Source organism: Chitinivibrionales bacterium (assembly GCA_014728215.1).
GTDB lineage: Bacteria > Fibrobacterota > Chitinivibrionia > Chitinivibrionales > WJKA01 > WJKA01.
The window spans coordinates 13,759-33,321 of record WJLZ01000114.1; the positions used below are offsets into that span (position 1 = coordinate 13,759).

Annotated in this window: 17 protein-coding genes and 2 tRNA genes; 10 read left to right on the forward strand and 9 right to left on the reverse strand. The window is 43.2% G+C overall.

Going from position 1 to position 19,563, the window contains the following annotated elements; all coding sequences use genetic code 11:
* Positions 1–38: 38 nt before the first annotated feature.
* Entirely contained in the window at positions 39–740 is a 702-nt protein-coding gene (locus GF401_08380; protein ID MBD3345063.1) for a hypothetical protein, read from the reverse strand.
* A gap of 418 nt (positions 741–1,158) precedes the next feature.
* On the opposite strand from GF401_08380, the gene GF401_08385 reads away from it, so the two are divergent.
* From GF401_08385 to GF401_08420, 8 genes are all read left to right on the forward strand, one after another.
* A complete protein-coding gene (locus tag GF401_08385; GenBank protein MBD3345064.1) occupies positions 1,159–1,389 on the forward strand; it encodes a hypothetical protein in 231 nt (76 codons plus the stop codon).
* A gap of 178 nt (positions 1,390–1,567) precedes the next feature.
* Complete coding sequence (locus tag GF401_08390) at positions 1,568–3,907, forward strand: LysM peptidoglycan-binding domain-containing protein (protein ID MBD3345065.1); 2,340 nt, start codon at positions 1,568–1,570, stop codon at positions 3,905–3,907.
* On the forward strand, positions 3,904–4,785 hold the full coding sequence (sppA, locus tag GF401_08395) for a signal peptide peptidase SppA (GenBank protein ID MBD3345066.1): 882 nt from the start codon (positions 3,904–3,906) through the stop codon (positions 4,783–4,785). The genes GF401_08390 and sppA overlap by 4 nt, the downstream gene beginning before the upstream one ends.
* Before the next feature lie 174 nt (positions 4,786–4,959).
* Positions 4,960–5,127 (forward strand): histone H1, encoded by a 168-nt coding sequence (locus tag GF401_08400; protein MBD3345067.1) that lies wholly within the window; start codon positions 4,960–4,962, stop codon positions 5,125–5,127.
* Positions 5,128–5,431: 304 nt separating this feature from the next.
* Complete coding sequence (locus GF401_08405; GenBank protein ID MBD3345068.1) at positions 5,432–6,364, forward strand: ATP-binding cassette domain-containing protein; 933 nt, start codon at positions 5,432–5,434, stop codon at positions 6,362–6,364.
* Position 6,365: 1 nt separating this feature from the next.
* Entirely contained in the window at positions 6,366–7,085 is a 720-nt protein-coding gene (locus GF401_08410) for an ABC transporter permease subunit (protein ID MBD3345069.1), read from the forward strand.
* Between the two features lie 5 nt (positions 7,086–7,090).
* Positions 7,091–8,872: a hypothetical protein gene (locus tag GF401_08415; protein ID MBD3345070.1), complete on the forward strand. Its 1,782-nt coding sequence runs from the start codon at positions 7,091–7,093 to the stop codon at positions 8,870–8,872.
* Complete coding sequence (locus GF401_08420; GenBank protein MBD3345071.1) at positions 8,869–9,960, forward strand: DUF4340 domain-containing protein; 1,092 nt, start codon at positions 8,869–8,871, stop codon at positions 9,958–9,960. The genes GF401_08415 and GF401_08420 overlap by 4 nt, the downstream gene beginning before the upstream one ends.
* Before the next feature lie 174 nt (positions 9,961–10,134).
* Here GF401_08420 and GF401_08425 read toward each other — a convergent pair.
* The 8 genes from GF401_08425 to GF401_08460 form a co-directional block, all read right to left on the reverse strand.
* Positions 10,135–10,211, reverse strand: a tRNA-Asp gene (locus GF401_08425).
* A gap of 101 nt (positions 10,212–10,312) precedes the next feature.
* A tRNA-Val gene (locus GF401_08430) sits at positions 10,313–10,387 on the reverse strand.
* A gap of 303 nt (positions 10,388–10,690) precedes the next feature.
* Entirely contained in the window at positions 10,691–11,380 is a 690-nt protein-coding gene (locus GF401_08435) for a HAMP domain-containing protein (GenBank protein ID MBD3345072.1), read from the reverse strand.
* Positions 11,316–13,664, reverse strand: coding sequence for an HDIG domain-containing protein (locus GF401_08440; GenBank protein MBD3345073.1), 2,349 nt, complete (start codon positions 13,662–13,664; stop codon positions 11,316–11,318). The genes GF401_08435 and GF401_08440 overlap by 65 nt, the downstream gene beginning before the upstream one ends.
* A 242-nt stretch (positions 13,665–13,906) precedes the next feature.
* Entirely contained in the window at positions 13,907–14,650 is a 744-nt protein-coding gene (locus GF401_08445) for a hypothetical protein (protein ID MBD3345074.1), read from the reverse strand.
* Positions 14,651–14,699: 49 nt separating this feature from the next.
* Positions 14,700–14,972: a hypothetical protein gene (locus GF401_08450; GenBank protein MBD3345075.1), complete on the reverse strand. Its 273-nt coding sequence runs from the start codon at positions 14,970–14,972 to the stop codon at positions 14,700–14,702.
* 180 nt (positions 14,973–15,152) lie between these two features.
* A complete protein-coding gene (locus tag GF401_08455) occupies positions 15,153–16,538 on the reverse strand; it encodes a nucleotide sugar dehydrogenase (GenBank protein MBD3345076.1) in 1,386 nt (461 codons plus the stop codon).
* Between the two features lie 30 nt (positions 16,539–16,568).
* Positions 16,569–17,636 carry a serine hydrolase gene (locus GF401_08460; GenBank protein ID MBD3345077.1) on the reverse strand — a complete coding sequence of 356 codons (1,068 nt, stop codon included), beginning with the start codon at positions 17,634–17,636 and terminating at the stop codon, positions 16,569–16,571.
* A 97-nt stretch (positions 17,637–17,733) separates the two neighbouring features.
* Here GF401_08460 and GF401_08465 point away from each other — a divergent pair, with 97 nt between their 5' ends.
* Both GF401_08465 and GF401_08470 read left to right on the forward strand, forming a co-directional pair.
* Positions 17,734–18,999, forward strand: a complete 1,266-nt coding sequence (locus GF401_08465; GenBank protein ID MBD3345078.1) for a hypothetical protein — start codon at positions 17,734–17,736, stop codon at positions 18,997–18,999.
* 13 nt (positions 19,000–19,012) lie between these two features.
* On the forward strand, positions 19,013–19,558 hold the full coding sequence (locus GF401_08470; protein MBD3345079.1) for a DJ-1 family protein: 546 nt from the start codon (positions 19,013–19,015) through the stop codon (positions 19,556–19,558).
* The last annotated feature ends 5 nt before the right edge of the window (positions 19,559–19,563 follow it).

Genomic DNA, 19,563 nt, shown 5'->3' on the forward strand with positions numbered 1-19,563 from the left:
AGATTTCTTACGGCAGGGCAATAACACCTGCAGGTGATTCAATCGCTGCAGGTGGATTTCTTTATCCGTTTTTCGTAAACATCGGGATAGAGTTCTTTCAGGCAATGGGGACAAAAAGTATGGCTGAAATCGACCCGGCTCCGTTTACTGATGTAATCTTCGACATGGGTCCAGTATCCCTTGTCATCTCTGATTTTCTTGCAGTTTGCACAAATAGGAAGAAAGCCGCGTAAGGTTTCGACCTCATTCAGCGCTTTTCGTAGTTCTTCGATCAGGCTTTCCCTGTCGATTTCGGCCAATTTACGATCGGTAATATCCTGTGAGGTAATGATGGCGCCACCGGGAAAGGGTGCGATAGTAATGGTAAGATATTTGTTTTTATATCTGAGTTCCTTGAATTTTTTTTTCTCTCCCTTTTGAATGCAGGTGAGTAGTTCCTGATACATGTCGAGAGTATGGCTCGATGCATAGTCCCGGTACATTATGTCCCCAATATTCGGCAACCGGCTCCCCGATTGAAGCTTTGCCCGGTTGGAACGCACGACCCTTCCTTCCCTGTCGACGACCACAGTCCAGATTGGATTATAATTAAACAATGCAAAGTTAAACGCCTCTTTTTCTTCTAACCGGTGAAGGACTTTTTCATGCTCTTTTTGCAATGACTCGTATTCCTTGAGTTTTTGCCGGAGCACATGGAGTTCATCGAGAAGTTCTTTTTGGGGCGCAGAATCATCAGCCATAATGATTTCAGCCTTCCGGGGTAAACGCACAGCCCTGAGACAGTATGCATGGGGTATCAATAATTTGAGTGTCTCCAGGTGGTATTAACTTTATTTGGTATTATAAGTTTTTTCAGCCCATATTGCAACATTTAAATAGTCTCCTGATGTTCTTAACCCTTTTATCGTCTCTTTTAAATTCTACAAAATATTGTAGGACTGAAACGGCTATCTGGTAGCACGTGAAAGCCCCTCCGGGAAAGTGCTGAAAAATAAAAAAGTTGTAACTGTAGCAATAGCAATAAAATATAAAGAACCTCAACAGGTTGGGTAGAAAAATGTATTGACATACAACATATTGTTGGGTATACTTATATATGTTCTTTTAAGACCCTGCTCTTCGGCGATTTAAATTAACCCTTGAATTAAGGGGGATTCCGTGGCTCTCTGCAAAATTTCATGTCATCTGTGTCCTGAGTGTACCCGATGTTCTGCTCAAACAAAAGCCTTTGTTAATTACTGTGGTTCAAACAGCAAGTTTTTCCAGCCCCGGATTGATGCGGCTATTCAGGAATGCAGGGCACGACGAGGGTTTATGTTTAAATACGAAACCTTTTCCAAAAAGCGGTGGAAAAGAATTACCACGCCATTCGAACCTGCGGTAATATAACAATACTTTTTACCCTTTCCCTCCAATCTCTCATTTTCCTGTCATTGTAAAGCTCCCGGCTCTTGCATTTTTATCTTATAAATTGTATACTATTCTCAAGAGTTATTCCCTCCTTGTAATAAACAAATGTGGTTAGTTTAAAAATTTTCATCGGGAAAATTTTTAATTTTACTTTTCAATGTTCTATTTTTTAAATTTTAGAGGGATTTTTGCTGTGATCAAACATTTCATTTCTCGCCTGCTGCTTATAGTTTTTCTATCGGTTTTTATTTGTCTGTTCGAAACAGGATGCTCCTCATCAACACAGATGATTGAGCAAACGACATCGGTACAACCCGACACGGTCTTTTTCATCGATTCTGTAGAGAAGATCGATGAATTGGTAAGCGATACCGCGCCGTCATTGGACTATTTGCAGCGTCTCCTTGACACTGCAGAATCCCTTTGCCGTGATTCATCTTTTGAGGAAGGTATTGCTCATATTCGTGAGGCCATAGAAGTCATAACGTCATTTGAGCAGCTTCCCGATTCTGCTCAAAAGGAGATGAGTCCTTTTTATAATCGAATTGTTGATATTTATTCATCCTTTGTCCCCCCCCGATATTTTGAAAGCATTCCTGATGAAATATCGGCGATGGTATTCAATCGCCGCCTCTCTCAATCTCTCGATTCACTCCGGGTGTCTCCCGAAGACAGTTCTTCCCTTGCAGCGCTCCTTTGTCACAGCAAGGTTAACTATGATGTTCCCATGGCCTGGAACGATCGTATCTACACGGCGTTAATGTTTTACAGTAAAGGTAAAAAAGGTCCGGTAGGAAGGTGGCTTCAACGGGCAGCCTATTACCTCCCCTTTATGCAAAAAATGTTTGTCGACAGCGGTCTTCCCCGAGATCTGGCCTATCTTCCTCTGATAGAGAGCGGATTCAACCCCAAAGCCTACTCCTACGCCCATGCATCGGGTATATGGCAATTTATCCCATCCACGGGCAGAATTTACGGGTTGCGGCAAAGTTATTGGCTCGATGAACGAAGAGATCCCGTCAAATCGACCCAGTCGGCGATAAAATATCTGACCAAGTTGTATGACCAGTTCAATGACTGGCACCTGGCGCTCGCCGCCTATAACTGCGGAGAAGGCAGGGTCGAACGGTCAATTGGACGGGCGGATACACATGATTACTGGCATCTCAGACTTCCACGACAAACAATGAATTATGTGCCTAAGTATATTTCTTCGCTTATTGTGGCAAAAAATCCCGAATGTTTTAGTTACACCATGCCCGATACGACCCCATTCAATCTGGATACACTTCATTTCAGTGATTGTATCGATATGAAAACAGTTGCCGAAGGGATCGGGTGCGATGAAAAAGAGATTCGGAAAATTAATCCACACATACTGCGATGGTGCACACCGCCCGATCACAGCGATGTTCTTCTCTATCTGCCACCGGGCACAAAAGAAAAGTTCAAGGAATTTTATGCCCGGATTCCCGATGAAAAGAAAGTTAAATGGTACCGCTATCGTGTCAGCTACGGTGACAACCTTATCGCCATAGCTCAAAAATTCAAAGTCCCGGTTGCGGCAATAAAATCCGTCAATCGTCTCAGAACAAGCAGGATCGTTGCCGGCAAATATCTCTTTATTCCGATACCGGTAAATCGGAAATCGCCTGTCGTTGCAAAGAGCAGCACCCCGGCAAAATCATCACGGCACAATGAGCTTGAAGAAGCCAAAGCTTTCCGGAATAAGGGACTCAAACCTGTAAAATACAGGGTGAGATCGGGTGATACTGTTTATGATCTGGCCAAACTGTTCGGGGTAGCCCCGAAGGATATCATGCGCTGGAATCAAATCACCCGCTCACGGAACCTGAAAGCAGGACAGATTCTTACTCTTTATGTTGTCTGGGATGATACCAATCCTGAACCTGATGCATTAAAAAAATCGCCTCCATCGGGCAAGCGACAGTACCATACGGTCAGAAAGGGAGACAACCTTTATCAAATTTCTCAGCGATTGAATGTCCCTCTGGAAGCACTCATGGAATGGAACGATTTAAATGAATCCCGTCCGTTGATCCATGCAGGACAGAAACTGGTATACTACTCCTCAAAGCAACGTAATAATTCCTCGAACCTATCCCCTTCAGTTTCTTCTCCACCAAAGAGAAGAGAGGCGATTCGTTACAAGATCAAAAGAGGCGACAACCTGAGTTCTCTGAGCCGGTTGTTTGAAGTTTCCGTAGGTGAGATTCTTGCATTGAACAACCTCTCTCTCAAATCAATTCTCAAACCGGGAGAGATCGTCTTGGTACCTTCCAGAAAACAAATTTCCCATAATCGTCACTCGACGCGCATAGTATATTACGAGATAAAGAAAGGGGATAACCTCTGGAAAATTGCCAATCATTACGGCATAACGGTTAACCGGCTCTGCAAACTCAACCGTCTCACACAATCGTCGATCCTTGCCCCCGGTGATACCCTGCGAGTCGTTTCATCGGAGAATTTATGAAGAAACGCCAGAAAATTATTATAGCTCTGATAATCTTGCTTCCGGTTGTCCTGGGCATTATGATCATCAGTAGCCGGGGAAAAACCGGCGCCTCGCTCAGCCTGCAAAAGAAAATTGGCCTCGTTCGCATCACCGATGTTATTTATAGTTCCGACCTTTATACCCGGCAGTTACGGGAATTCCGGAATGATAATTCGATTGCAGGGGTGATTATCAGGGTTAATTCGCCCGGAGGCACTGTTGCTCCATCACAGGAAATCTATTCTGAAATCATGCGTTTTCGCGATTTCCATAAACCGGTTGTGGTCAGCATGGAAAATATCGCTGCATCGGGTGGCTATTATGTTGCCTGTGCGGCCAAGACAATTTTCGCTAATCCGGGAACACTTACCGGGAGTTTCGGTGTCTATATGCGATTTCCCCATTTTTATGAGCTTTCGGAAAAAATCGGCATCGATATGACAACAATCAAAGCCGGAAAATTCAAAGACCTCGGAAATCCTTATCGAAAAATCACCCCCAAAGAAAAAGATTTGTTGCAGAATCTTCTTGACGACACTCACAACCAGTTTATCGAAGATATTGCACAGGCCAGGTCGCTTAATCACGATTCGGTCAGAGCATTGGCCGATGGCAGGATATTTACCGGAAGGCAGGCATTAAGGCTCGGCCTCGTTGACACCCTGGGAAGCCATACAGATGCTGCAGAGTATATTAAATCTGTCTGTGGTCTTCCGGACAATACTAAAATCATCGAAAAACGGCCTTCAGAGGGAATATGGAAAGATCTTCTTATGAACAAAATGACGGCCTGGTTTCCTCTCCTGCGTCGATTTCAAATGCCGTCGGGAACCTATTTTCTTTTTAGCGGATACTGATTTCACACCGATATTTTGCTCATATTTGCTTGCTTCCGCCGAAAAAAAGCATTTTGATACAGAAAAATAGTGACATCTTGTACCAGCATAACGTATTTATAAGGTGAAGGTTAAAAATATTCAAACAGGATATTATCCCAAAAATCACTCAATCAATTTCAAAAGGAGGGCATAATGAGTCTTCAGCCGTTGCTCGATGAAATGGAATCACTTAAAGCTGAATATGAAAAATTTGAGCGGGGAAATAAATCTGCGGGTACCAGAGCGCGGAAATCTCTTCAGACCATTAAAAAAATAGCACAAGATCTTCGTGTTGAGATCCAGGAGAACAAAAAAAGCTAAAAAGCCTATTTCACGGAAATCAGCAAAAAATTAAGGCGTGTTTTTCACGCCTTTTTTATTTTTCGACAATATTCCGGGTTTTAAATCGTACTTTGAATTTGATAAATCTCATTAGGAACAGCGGGCAATGAAAATATGGGTTATGGGGCTTGACGCTCAAGCTTTCAGTAAATCATTTTAATGCTCCCTGTTTTTTTTTACATCGAAAATAGAAATAAACATTGTAGCAGTATGTTCTGTTCCGGTGTGAACAGAAATAAACTTCTTCAAAAATGGTGGTTAAATTATGACTTCATCGAATACAATGATTGAAGTTGATAATCTGAACAAGCAGTTCGGTACGGTACATGCCGTTAAAGATGTTGCTTTTCAGATTCAAAAAGGAGAAATTCTGGGATTTCTCGGCCCCAATGGCGCCGGAAAAACAACCACGATGCGTATAATTACCTGTTTTATTCCCGCAACATCGGGTAAGGTTCGCATTGATGGCCTGGATATTCATGAACATGATCTGGAAGTGAGAAGAAAAATCGGATATCTCCCCGAAAATGCACCGCTCTATAACGATATGACCGTCGATGAGTATTTGCGTTTTGTGGGCGAAATCCGTGGCCTGAAGGGAAATTCGCTGGATTCGCGAATTAATGAGATGTATACCGTATGCGGTCTTGGTAAAATGAGTCAGCGTCATATCGGCCATCTCTCCAAAGGCTACCGTCAGCGTGTCGGCCTTGCACAGGCGATGATCCACAGCCCGGAAATACTTATCCTCGATGAGCCCATGTCCGGCCTTGACCCCAATCAGATTATTGAAATCAGACAGTTGATTAAAAGACTGGGAGAGCAGATTACCGTTGTTTACTGCTCCCATATTCTTTCCGAAGTTTCGGCCACCTGCAGCCGCATTGTAATCATTAACAACGGTTCAATCGTGGCATCCGGAACTCCGGCCGAGCTTTCGGCTAAAGAAGGCTCAGGAATGCGGTATTTTATGACGGTAAATGCGAGTAGAGATTCGCTTACACAACACCTTCCTCAGATAGAGGGTGTTTCGAATTTCACGCTCAATGAAACAGATGGCGGCTGGTTTGAAACCGCTGTTTTTCTCGATTCGGAACAAGAAATTGGAGATAAACTTTTTAAGTGCGCAGTCGATAACGGCTGGACACTTGCAGAATTGAAGAAGGAAACCGCAAGTCTCGAGGACGTCTTCACACGCCTTACAAGGGATGAATAATATGCAAAATATATTAGCAATATTCAAAAAAGAATTCAGAGCGTATTTTCTGTCGCCAATCGCTTACGTATACATCACTGTATACCTTGTCGTTACCAACTTTTTATTTTTCCAGGGTTTCTTTCTGATTAATCAGGCCGATATGCGCGGCTATTTCGGACTGCTTCCCTGGGTATTCCTTTTCTTTATTCCGGCGGTCACCATGCGTACATGGGCCGAAGAAAAGAAGCTCAAAACAATGGAACTCCTTCTCACCTGGCCGGTTAAAGATGTCGATGTGGTTATCGGAAAATTCCTGGCAAGCTTTGCTTTCCTGGGAATTATTATCGTTCTTTCGGTTACCATACCAATCACTATTGCCTTCCTCGGAAATCCCGATTTAGGTCCGATAATCGGCTCTTATGTCGGCGCCCTTCTCATGGGGGCAGCCTATATCTCAATCGGACTCTGGGTATCATCTCTTACCGAGAATCAGATTGTAGCTTTCATTCTTGGTGTTGTCGTAACTTTTGTTCTGTTTATAATCGGAAGTCCCTTTGTTACCATGGCAATCAATCAACCTCTTCTTGTTTCGGTGCTTACCTATCTCGGATTAGGCAATCATTTCGAAAGCATTGGAAGAGGAGTGGTCGACAGCAGGGATATTGTCTATTACTTTTCGGTAATCGGCTTTTTTCTTTTCCTCAATGTCCGTTCTATTGAAAGTAGGAAGTGGGAATAGAGACTATGAAAAGCATAAAATATCAATCACAGTCAATAATTTTCATACTCATTGTCCTTGGGTTTATAGCAGTCGCCAATTTCGTACTCACGAAGTGGTTTGTCCGGTTCGACCTTACCGAAAATAAAGTGTATAGTATTTCGGATGCCTCCAAGCGGATTTTGAAAGATCTGGATGATATAGTAAATGTAAAATGCTATTTCTCCAAAGATCTTCCTCCGAACCTGAAGAGCCTTGAAACCGACGTTCGTGATATTCTGAGCGAGTACAAAGCATACGCCGGCAAGAATATCAGAATTTCATGGGTCGATCCTGCAGAAAATGATGAAATTAAAAGCAAGGTACGGGCATTGGGAATACCCGAAGTCCGTCTTCAGACCTTTGAAAAAGACAAAGCTCAGGTGATGAATGGATATCTCGGAATCGCTGTTTTATATGCCGATAAAAAAGAGGTCCTTCCCGTTGTTCAGGATTTGAAAAATTTTGAATATGATCTTACCAGCGCAATAATGAAAGTAATGCGTTCAAGTGTTCCGAAGGTTGGGGTACTTAAAACCGATACCAATGTCTTTATCCCGCCGGAAGTTCGCATGAAGATGAAAATGGATTATACTGATCCAACGGAATCGAAGTATAAACCTGTTTTTGATAATTTAAAAGAAAACTATGAAGTCGAGACGATCGATATCACCGATGGACAGCAGATCAGTTCCGATATCAAAACACTCCTTGTCCTTGGGGGAGACGAAAACAGTTTTTCCGAGCGTGATCTGTTTGAAATAGACCAGTATTTCATGAAAGGCGGAAATCTTATCGTTGCGGCAGATGCTGTTGGTATCAATTTCCAGAGAGGAGCGGCCGGAGAGGTCCAAAATCCTAAAATCCTCAATCTTCTTGAGCATTACGGCGCCCGGGTCGAGAATAACATGGTCCTCGATGCTTCATGTGGAAATGTGCAGATACCTCAGAAATTCGGCGCTTTCCAGATGAATGTTGCAGTCCCCTACCCTTACTTCGTAAAAGTATTCGGAGAAGGTTTCAATAAAAATAATCCCGCAGTCTCTTCTTTGGGCGAATTGATTCTTCCGTGGCCAAGTAGTGTTACTCTTCTTGTGGATAAAGCCGATTCTGCATCGGAATCATCGGCAACCGATGAGAAAGAGGCGAAAGTGCTGGTCCAATCATCCGAAAAGAGCTGGACAACTTCAGGACAATTCAATCTCAATCCTCAGCAACAATGGCAGCCGCCCGAGGATGATCTCAATCGAAGCAATCTGATGGTGTATCTTAATGGATCCTTTGAGAGTCATTTCGCCGGGAAATCAATTCCTCCGGCCAAAGAACCCGACACATCAGATATCGGCGCAGAAGTGTTACTTTCTGAAAAAGATAAAGACCGGGAAATCGTTCCTCAGGTCGAAAACGGACATCTGATCATTGCAGGTGATTCCGATTTTCTTACCGCCCAGAACGCATCTCCCGGAAGTATAACCTGGTTGATGAATGTTGTTGACTGGCTTACCCTTGATGAAAGTCTGATATCGATTAGAAGTCGATCCATGGTCGATCGCACGATACAGAATGACCAGCTTGGAGAAGGCACTAACAAGCCAAATGTTATCAGAATAATTAACATAGTTCTTATGCCTCTTATTGTTATAATCGTTGGAATTGTAATATTCTTCAAACGAAAAGAAAAAAAAGCAGTTCCTGCAAAAGCAACTTCTTCACCAACACCACAAACCGGTGCGCCCGAAGAAGATAAAACAAAGGAGCAGAATTCATGAAGACTAAAAATCTGATTACTTCAGGTATAGCGCTAATTGTTGTAATCCTCATCGTTGTATTCGCCAATCAGATAGCGAATAAAAAACCATCCGATAAGGCTCTTAAATTTTTTCCGGAGTTTTCTGTAGAAAAATGCTCCGCATTTCAAATAGCGGATTCAAAGGATACCGTCAAAGTCAAGCGTAAGGGTGATATCTGGATTGTGGTTGAGCCGAATGAAAAAGAGGCAATGCAGAAAAGTAGCAATAGCCCTCTCATTGATGAAATGGACAGTGCTGATGTCGGCAAAGAAGAGTCTTCCGGCTTGGCCCACCAAATCACCGAATATCCTGCTGATAGCGCAGCGGTCCAATCGGCCCTGGAAAAGTTCGAAAAAATGAAAAAGGATGAAGTAATATCTCAAAATCCCGAAAAACAGGAGCTGTTCGAGGTCGATGAAGGAAACGGTGTGTTGGTAGAAGTATGGAATGATAAAGGCAACTCGATTGGAAAATTCCGTATCGGTAAAAAGGGCACAGACTGGAGCAGCCATTATGTCCGACCGGTAGGATCGAATACGGTTTACAGTGTACGGGGAAGCATTAAATACTCCTTTTTCACCGAGGTTAAACGATGGCGGGATAAATCCATTGTCGAGTTTAACAAAGACCGGCTGAAAACAATTACGCTCACAAAGCAGGGATCTGAACTTGTGCTGGAAAAAGAAATCGATACGGCGTCAAATGCAATCTGGAACATCGTTACTCCCGACGGCAAAGTAAAAGCGAAAAAGGCGGAAGTCGACAAAATTGTTAACGAATTCGCCACCTTCCGTTGTGCTGCATGGGAAGAAGATCCCTCGTTGACGGCGGAAGATATGGGTTTTGACGAACCGGAAATTGTTATCACTGCCAAACTTGATAACGGCGACGTGAAAAAAGCCATTATCGGGAACCAGAAAGATGAGACCTCACGTTTCTGGGTAACTACTCCGGATAGAGATTATGTATACCTCGTTAACGAAAATATTATTAAAAGATTTGATGAAGCCAAATTTGAAGATTTAAAAGAAGAAGAAACAGAAGAGGTGGCTGAAAAAGAAGCCTGATATTTTCCGTCTAACCTTCTGAAAAAAAAGTCCCTGCTCTTTCTCTGAGCAGGGACTTTTTTATGTGGGTCTTTTAATTGTCCGCCCCCCGGACAATTTACAATCATACCTTTGTCGGCCCAAAAAGCAGATATACAAAACAAAAAGCCCCGATCGTTACTGATCAGGGCCTTTTGGCGGACCGGACGAGACTTGAACTCGCGACCTCTGGCTTGACAGGCCAGCGTTCTAACCAACTGAACTACCGGTCCGTATATGAAAATCCGAAACTCGAAAATGAAAGAAAACAGACTATTATTTCTTTATCATCCAATTCCGATGCTATCGGATTTCGGATTTCGAGTTTAGTAATTGGGCGTTGTAGGATTCGAACCTACGACCACCTGCTTGTAAGGCAGGGACTCTATACCAGCTGAGCTAAACGCCCTGTTTTCTACCGGGCTCACTGTTTGCTTTCTTTTTTATGTCGTGCAATGATCGCATAGGGTATGATGACACAGTAGGTAATTACAAGTATAAAGGGAGCAACACTCCACGAAAGATGATTCTTAACTGGTCCTTGCCCAAGCAAAACAAATCCAAGTGCAAGAAGTGCAACACTCAGCCCTATTAGCTTAAAATTTTTTGACGAAAACATTATATATATTTCTTTTTCATATATCAAAAAGTTTCAAATTCAGAATCAATTAAATTAATTTTTTCCAGAAGAAAAATCAATAGCAGACTGAAACTAAATCTGAATTGATGACAGGGTTTCTTTCTTTTTTTCTTCATTGGCTGTGTCTTTAAGTGCCAGCAGCCGTTCACGAGTCTTCCTGATAGCATCATTGAACAACGATGCCAGGTTTTTCATCTCATCATTTTTACGCAGCCTGATTTCTTCGGTATAATCTCCTTCAATTAAAGAATGACATGCCTTTTCAAATCGATATACCGGTCCGGCCACGCGATGAGAGAAAAATATTGTTAAAAGCACAATCTGGATTATAACCAGTAACAATCCTGCGCCGAAAATCCAGAGCAGTGAAGAGAGTACGGCTTGTCGATACTCTTTATTGGATGAAAACCCCCGAAGGTAATAACGAATTTCATCGACAACATTTCTGTAGGTAGCCACTTTGGGATTGGAAATATCCTGAAGCTCGACTGCAATGGTATTATCGATATCCTTTTTTATGGTAGATACCGTCGTATTAATGATACTCTGGGATGCAAAATAGAGGGTACCCAGCCAGAAAATCAGCATTATCAGCATGGGAATCAGGAACGTCAACATGTACTGCCCCTGGAGTCGACGGTTGATGAAAACATGTTTCCGAACAAAGGCTTTTTTCTGGGTCACGGCGGTTCTCCTTTTAAGATTTGCTGGGATATTCGATCCGTGAATGGAAAATGCCCTGCAAAATCGGCATAAATCCATCGACGATCTTATCCAGGTCCCGAAGCGTCAGGTTACACTGGTCGAGCTGTCCGGTATTAAGTTTATCTCGAATAATTTTTTTCACGAGTTCCCGAAGGAGTTTTGGTGATGATGTTGCCAGGCTCCTGGATGCAGCTTCAACGGAATCTGCGAGCATAATAATCGCATTTTCCCGCGTTTGGGGGATCGGACCGGGATACCGGAAATCTTCCTTTTTAACCTGTTTATGCGGATCCTGCTCCACTGCCTTATCAAAAAAGAAGGAGACCATGCTTGAACCATGATGCTGGCGGATACTGTCCTGAATAACCCGTGGAAGTTTATGCTTTCGAGCCAATTCAATCCCCTCCTTCACATGAGAACATATGATAAGCGCACTCATATGAGGAGAAAGCTTGTTATGAATATTTTTATCACTGATATGGTTTTCCACAAAATAATCGGATTTATCAATTTTTCCGATATCATGATAATAGGAGGATACCCGTGCCAGCAAGGGATTGGCTCCCACCTGTGCGGCGGCGGATTCGGCAAGATTACCAACTAAAACGCTGTGATTATAGGTTCCGGCAGCCTCAATCGACAGCCGTTTCAAAATCGGATGATTCATATCCGCAAGCTCGACCAGGGTCATATCGGTAGAAATATCAAAAAGATTCTCGAATATCGCGCAGAGCATCATCGCCAGAAATGTCGAAGAAATTACATTTATGAGACTTAAACCGATATTCTGCATTATTTCAAGAGGAAAAAATTCTGAACTGATAAGATGCCATATAAGGATAAAAAGAACGTATGCCCCGGCAACGGGCGGCATGGCTCTGAAAAAATCCCACCGATACCTGATGTTTCGATAGGAAAAGCTGGCAATGGCCGTCCCTAAAAGTGCATAAAGAAATAGCCCGTGATTAAATCCCAGTAAAATGCCGTACAGGACCGAGATAAATATGCCAACGATTATGCTCAATTCCAGATCAAAAAGAATAGTGACCAGAATTGTTGCAACAGCGGTTGGAATTAAATACTCCGGAACTACCGCACTCAGCTCCGAATTCCCCTTAAAAAACTTAGGAACCAAGAGCAAACCTGCACGAATAAGCGCCATCTGGACGACTATAATCCATGAAAGAGCCCAGAGATGGCGGCTTTTCTGTAGCAAGCCGTAACGGAATGTAGCAACATAAAAACCAAGCAAAACCAATAAGATTATTCCCAGGAGTGTTCTGCCGGAATATCCGGCGATAAGCTTGAAATGATCCGCTATGCTGTACTGTTTCCGAAGAGCTTCACGAAGAGAACTCAACTTTTCAATCATTTCCCGGGTTACGACCTGATGTTTCCTCATTATTTCGGTATCTTTAATTACTTTTCCCTTAATCGGCAAGACTTCCCGGGCTGCCTGCTGACGGGCCAGTGCTGTAGCTTTCCCATTCACCGTAACGTTTGGCTGCATATAGGTATCAAGCAGCTCATAGAGGGCATTAAGAGCCTCGTGATCAAACATACGTTCGATTTTCAAGGCATTAACGATATTTTCCAACGCTATCGCTTTAACGGGAAGATCCCGATGTTTGACGGTCAGCTTATAGAGGGTATCTTTGCGGAGTGTGACAAAAGCCTTATCATAGATGAGGTACCGTTCAAAAGGGCTGTTATATTTTTCCCTGAGTTCTTCCAAAGCATTTTCAGAGGGCACCAGAAGGACCGCACATATTCCGCTTTCCAGCGCCTGCTCTGCCTGAAACAGCGCATCATCAAGCAAATACGGCCGTTTTAAAAGGCTTTTAATCGTGTTATCGGGCAGTTCCTTCGACAACTGAGTCTTGATTGATGATTTGATCGAATCGGATACACCTGCATCTGAGAGAGTGTCGATAATATTCCGCAACGCGAGAAACTTTTCACGCACTTTATTTTGAATCTCAGGATTGAAATCGAGCACCAGAAGAACCTGATCCATCGCATTCTGTCTTTCCCGCTCCAGCTCATCATGGGATTTTAAAATATCAAAAGTGAATGGTGCAATAATTGTTTCTTGTGCAACCTCACCCTCATTGGGAAGATCAAATGTTTGAACCGTTGAAACAAAAGGCGAAAAGAGAATGAGAAAAAGTGCGGTGCAAACAAGAATCGTTACCGGCGAAGAGAAAAACTTATGAATCGGAGCAAATTTTTTATTATTCCGATTTGCTATAGCGATAGAATCTGTATCCCGCTTAGCAGCTTTCAGCCTTGTCTCTTTAGTATTCGAGTTATTTTTATTCTGAGATTGCTTTTCAGTCATATGAGTATGTATGCTGACAGATACTATTGTAACAGCAATTAGAATGGTGCTCTGGTATTATTCCTGATCATTAACTTAATACTTAAATATATTTAGTGTATTATTGTGGATAAAACAGAGGAGCATTATATAGTATATATTATAAAATAGAGATTGTATAATATAAAAGGCTTGAATCGTTGGATTCAAGCCCCTCTATCAAGAGAATTGATTGATTTCAGAGGAAAACCTCGTCAACAAAGTTATCGCGGAATATCAAATACCTGACCGGGAAAGATTAAATCTTCGGAACGTGAATACTTAGGTTCTTCAACGTTTCTCTGATATCGCTCATAAGCAGCATCGACAACCGACTTGTTGGCTCGATAAATTTTGGGCCACTGTGCCGGATCATCATAAATGAAATCGTACTCGGCAATGCGATACAGACAATCTCTTCTTTCAGGAATTAAACGAACTGTATAAGACATCGGTTTATCAGGCAGATTGGCCTTTACCCGCTCGAGCAGTTCATCAAGTTCTTGAATCTGGTCTCGTATGCGCCACAGATACGATACAGGTTTCGCCTTGAGAGCGGCGATTCTGGCTTCAAGATTTTTAATATCGTTGATACGTTTTGCCAATTCATCGGAGGAAAGCCCGAGAAGTAACTCAAGTTCCTGCCTGATTGAGGCAATTTCATTTTCCGCATCAATTACATCCTGCTCAGTAATTCCGAGAATGTCGTATTTTTCCTGAATGGCAGCAGCTATCTGCTGATCGATGTCGGAGATCTGCTGTTTCAGGGATTCGATTTTTGCCTGTTCTTCAGCAATCTGTTCTTTTGCTGCTTTTTCTCTTTGCTGAGCTTCAGCCAGGACGACCTCATATGACTCAATTGTCATTGTGTCGTATTCTTCTGCATGTTGCTCGTATGCGCCTGTCCGTTCTTTCCTGGCAAAAGCGCAGGCACTGAGTATCATCACAAAAAGAAGCAATTTTTTCATAGTACCTCTCCTCCTAAATTTCATCAATCCTCATAATTATTAAATACTGTTATTGACCGTGAGTAGCCATTTTCTGTTTCAGATCCTCGATTTCTTCCTGATGAAGACCAAGCTCAGCTTGTTTTTCCGAGAGAACCCGCTCGAGGTCCATTCGTTCACTCCTGAGCTCAGCAAGCTTTTTTTCAGCACTTTCTGCAGCAGCACGTGCCTGATCAAGCTTTGCCAGCTCCTCTTCGCTCGGCCTCTTTGTACAGCCCATACCGCAGAGTGTAACAAAAGCAGCCAGAGTAATGAAACGTATAACTTTGTGGCGCTTAATCATAAAATACACCTCCTTCTTCGGTGCCAGATAATTGAACTTTGCTGAAACAACACCTCTTGTTTCAATTATAAGAAGTATAGTTTATATTAAATATGTAAGTCAAGATTTTCTTTAATTCCTTATGGCTGTTCAAGTTCCACTGTTCACATCCATTCGGCCCCATCGGAACCATTCATATGATTAAAAATGTTTTAATGACCGTTTTCCTATGGGAAAAACACTAAATCCCAGTGAATAGAGATATTCATGATCAAGAATATTGCGTCCATCGAATATAAATGCCGGATGTTTCATCTTGCGGTATATTTTTTCATAATCAAGATTTGTATATTCCTGCCATTCGGTGAGCACGGCAATAGCATGAGCGCCTTCCGCCGCCTTATAAGGGTCCGCAACAAAACCCACCTTGTCAATACAATCGGCGAGATCGATCTTTGCATTGTCGAGGGCCTTGGGATCACTGACCACAACTTCTGCTTTTTCATCAAGAAGCTTCCGGGCAATATAGATTGCCGGTGATTCCCGCGTATCTCCCGTATCCGCTTTAAAGGCAAAGCCCAAAAGGGCGATTCTTTTCCCAGCAACCGTGTTAAACATCACCCGTACCATGGTCTGAAAAAATCGATGTTCCTGATATTCATTGATTTCCACAACACTTTTCCAGTAACGGGCCACTTCAGTGAGACCATAATATTCACATATATATACCAGGTTAAGTATATCCTTCTTAAAACATGAACCGCCGAAACCAACACTGGCATTGAGAAATTTATTGCCTATCCGTTTATCCATCCCCACTGCGCAGGCTACCTGGGAAATGTCGGCCTCGGTTTTTTCACAGAGCGCAGAGAGACTGTTGATTGATGAGATGCGTTGTGCCAGAAAAGCATTTGCGGTCAGCTTTGACAATTCGGCACTCCAAATATTACTTGTTACAATTTTCTTCTTCGGTACCCAGTGGGCATAGATATCACAGATCTCATTAGAGGCCTTTTTGCCGCTTTCATTTTCATGAGATCCGATCAGGATACGGTCGGGATTGAGAAGGTCCTGGATTGCCGTTCCCTCGGCGAGAAATTCCGGATTGGAAATGACCTCAAAATGAACTCCCTTTTCTCCATCGTTTAAGATCCGCTCCATGGCCCGGGCGGTCCTTACCGGAAGGGTACTTTTTTCGATAACAATTTTATCCGAATCAGACACCTCAACAATTTTCCGTGCCGTTCGTTCCCAGTATTGAAGATCGGCCGCCTTTCCGGCGCCCTCGCCAAATGATTTTGTCGGCGTATTCACCGAAACAAATATGATATCCGCATCCTTTATATTTTCATCCAGGGCTGTCGAAAAGAAAAGGTTTCTCCCTCTTGCCTTTTCTACTGTATCGTAAAGACCAGGCTCATAGATGGGAAGGTTATTTGAATTCCAGGCTTCTATCTTCTTTTCGTTAATATCTACAACAGTCACCCGATATTCCGGACACTTTTCGGCAATAACCGCCATTGTCGGCCCGCCGACATATCCGGCACCGATACATAATATCTTTTTCTTGAAATTATTTTCTGCCATTTATCACTCCTTCCATAAATTAAATTGCGTTCATGCAAAAACTCTGTCAGCAATGTCCCGTCTGAATTCATTAATCGGATCTTTTGAATCCTTGCGGCGAGGAAATGTATAATTTGATAAAATTACAACCGCTTTCCCTTTCTCCGGGTCGATTATTATAACACAGCCGGTAAATCCGGTTTTCCCAAATGCATTTTCGGAAACTTCATTTCCCATATATTCTCTCCGGCAAAGCTCCCATCCCAACCCGGCACATCCGTTTAAATGGCCAATCTGATTGGTATGCATTCTTTTAATCATTTCAGCAGTAAAAAAACGATGTCCATTCAGTTTCCCCTCATTTAAAAGCATTTCAGCAAAACAGAGAAGATTCGGCACGGTTGAAAATAATCCGGCCGATCCCACTACCTTCTCCTGTCTGAGTGTAAACGCACTTTCATCATGCACTTCTCCTTGCAGCATTCGTCCTCTCCAGTGATCATATTCGGTCGGTGCGATCTCCCGGGCCGAAAATGAATCCCCGTAAAAGGTGGTGCGATGCATTCTCAGAGGCGAAAAGAAAAGACTCCCGGCCAGGTTGTCCAGTGAATTCCCCGCAGCACGTTCTACCATCAATCCCAGAAGAATACTTGTAGCATTAGCATAAGCAAAATGAGTGCCGGGAGGAGAGACAAAATCGGCAGAACAGATATGGTCGATAATTTCCTTTGCAGGCCTGTCTTTCATTGATGACAATCTGAAATTATAATCGAGCGTGTGGGTAAGAAGATGATAGAGCATCACCTCGTCACGATATTTTCCTCTGAATTCGGGTACATAGTCTGCCACACGGCTTTTCAATGAAAGCGTTCCTTCTTCAACCATCATCAATGCAAGGCATGCCGTGGGTATACTTTTTGTAATCGATGCGACATCAAAAATGGTATTCTCCCCGGCCGGAGCGGCATCTTCTTCACCGGTCAAAGCCCCCTCCGCCCATATCTGTCGTTCAAGTGTGCGGGTTGTTACCCCTGCCACACAACAGGGGAACAAACGCTCACTTACCGCGCGGGAAATTATTTGTCTGATATCATCCATACATTTGCACCATCGAAACATTATGTAATCAGGAAATTATCCAGCTTCGATTGAAAATACATATTTTTATCTCTTTAAGGAGTAGAGATCCGGCCGTGCGGCAAAAAAGGACACGTTCATGACAGCACCAAGAGAAGATCCTCGAAGAAAATTGTGCATAATCGCAAAATTCATATGTACAGCATCGATTCTCAGTATATTAATTTTTTGCCACTCCCCCGCTCCGGTGCCGTCCGATATGGCAACGGAATTCTCCAGTTGGTTTATTAATCCATCTGCAACAAAACTCGATTCACTCCTGTCCTGTTCATGCACCCCTGGTCAATGGGACTCGATCGTTACCGCCGCCATAAATTCAGCCACCCCCGCTACCGGTTCATCTTCGGTTATATTAAAAGACACCTTCAACCAGGATTTTACCTTAGGATATCTTACGCCGCCAAAGATACAGAATGATACGCTCTTTCCACTCATCGTTTATCTCCATGGTGGTATCGGCACAACCCGTAATGATAAGGGCAAAGAAGCATACGAAATGCTCCGCCCACTTGCCGATTCCCTCACCCTCTATCTGGCGAGTCCATCAGGAAACAGAAATGCTCCCTGGTGGGCACCCAACGGACTTTCCCGTATTCTTCAAACAGTACGGTACATGACTTTGCATTTTCCCATAAATCCCGATAAGATTTTTTTAGCCGGTGTCTCCGACGGCGCCACCGGTTGTTATGCAGCGGCAAATACAATCTGCCGTCCCTTTGCAGGATTTATCGCAATATCAGGTTACGGCGGCCTGCTCCGGAAAATGGGGGTCCCGCTTATCCCCGCCAATTTGATGCAGCGTCCTATCTATAATATTAATGCCGGAAAAGATCATCTCTATCCACCTCAAGCCGTTACGCAGTTTCTTGCATGGCTTAAAGAAAATAATGTTACGGTAAAGAATTCGTTTTATCCCGATGAAAAACATGGTTTTGACTACAGAGAAAAAGAGTACGGCAATTTAGTAACCATCATTCGTACCTGGTCCAGACCGGATAACCGCAAAGGCGTTTCATGGAATTTTATTCCCCCCATCCCTTCAGCACCGGATAATATTTTTTCCTGGTCCTATACCTCACCCAAGTCCGACTTCCTTCCCTCAGTGTCCGGATTCTGGAAAAATGATACGTTGTTGATGCATGCCCAAGGCTTATCCACAATAACCATCTGCTCTGATAAAACAAACAGTTCCGAAAATCTGATCTACCGCCTACAAAACGGAAAAATCAAAAAAACATCTTCAACGCCTTTAACGCCGGAATTGTATTTAAAATATTTACTCTACAAAAATAACCCTGTAAATGATATCAAAGAAAAACGATTCTACACTCTGGATCTGAATTAAAAGGAGGAGATCCGTGACGAAATCAGCTGTAATTCTTCTGGCTGAAGGATTTGAAGAAAGTGAAGCGGTTATTTCAATCGATCTACTCCGGAGAGCGGGGGTATCCCTTCAGGTTGCCGGCTGCGGCTCAACCGAAATCTGTGGCGCCCATAGTCTCCGCCTGGGAACCGATACTGTTCTCAATGAAATTTCCTCTGTTCCGGATTGCCTCATTCTTCCAGGCGGACAACCGGGAACCGACAACCTGCGTAAATCCGAACAAGTACTATCTCTTGTAAGAAAAGCATATGCTGAGGAAAAACTTTGCGCCGCCATATGTGCAGCACCCATAGTGTTTGCGGGGGCCGGCATTTTGAAAGCTAAAAAAGCCACCTGTTTCCCCGGCTTTGAAGATAAACTTGAGGGTGCGGAATTTGTGGCAAAAGACGTGGTTACCGATGGCACTATTATTACCAGCCGAGGCGTAGGTACTGCAATCCCCTTCGCACTTACCATAATAAAACACCTTGTAGACGAAAATACGAGCAATAAGATCGGCAAAGCGATTTTGCATTACTGAAAATA

Bases quoted from the DNA above. Each gene is read 5' to 3' on its own strand.
- GF401_08380 (MBD3345063.1), bottom strand. From the start codon at position 740: ATGGCTGATGATTCTGCGCCCCAAAAAGAACTTCTCGATGAACTCCAT.
- GF401_08390 (MBD3345065.1), top strand. From the start codon at position 1,568: ATGTTCTATTTTTTAAATTTTAGAGGGATTTTTGCTGTGATCAAACAT.
- sppA (MBD3345066.1), top strand. From the start codon at position 3,904: ATGAAGAAACGCCAGAAAATTATTATAGCTCTGATAATCTTGCTTCCG.
- GF401_08400 (MBD3345067.1), top strand. From the start codon at position 4,960: ATGAGTCTTCAGCCGTTGCTCGATGAAATGGAATCACTTAAAGCTGAA.
- GF401_08405 (MBD3345068.1), top strand. From the start codon at position 5,432: ATGATTGAAGTTGATAATCTGAACAAGCAGTTCGGTACGGTACATGCC.
- GF401_08410 (MBD3345069.1), top strand. From the start codon at position 6,366: ATGCAAAATATATTAGCAATATTCAAAAAAGAATTCAGAGCGTATTTT.
- GF401_08415 (MBD3345070.1), top strand. From the start codon at position 7,091: ATGAAAAGCATAAAATATCAATCACAGTCAATAATTTTCATACTCATT.
- GF401_08420 (MBD3345071.1), top strand. From the start codon at position 8,869: ATGAAGACTAAAAATCTGATTACTTCAGGTATAGCGCTAATTGTTGTA.
- GF401_08435 (MBD3345072.1), bottom strand. From the start codon at position 11,380: ATGGATTTATGCCGATTTTGCAGGGCATTTTCCATTCACGGATCGAAT.
- GF401_08440 (MBD3345073.1), bottom strand. From the start codon at position 13,664: ATGACTGAAAAGCAATCTCAGAATAAAAATAACTCGAATACTAAAGAG.
- GF401_08445 (MBD3345074.1), bottom strand. From the start codon at position 14,650: ATGAAAAAATTGCTTCTTTTTGTGATGATACTCAGTGCCTGCGCTTTT.
- GF401_08450 (MBD3345075.1), bottom strand. From the start codon at position 14,972: ATGATTAAGCGCCACAAAGTTATACGTTTCATTACTCTGGCTGCTTTT.
- GF401_08455 (MBD3345076.1), bottom strand. From the start codon at position 16,538: ATGGCAGAAAATAATTTCAAGAAAAAGATATTATGTATCGGTGCCGGA.
- GF401_08460 (MBD3345077.1), bottom strand. From the start codon at position 17,636: ATGTTTCGATGGTGCAAATGTATGGATGATATCAGACAAATAATTTCC.
- GF401_08465 (MBD3345078.1), top strand. From the start codon at position 17,734: ATGACAGCACCAAGAGAAGATCCTCGAAGAAAATTGTGCATAATCGCA.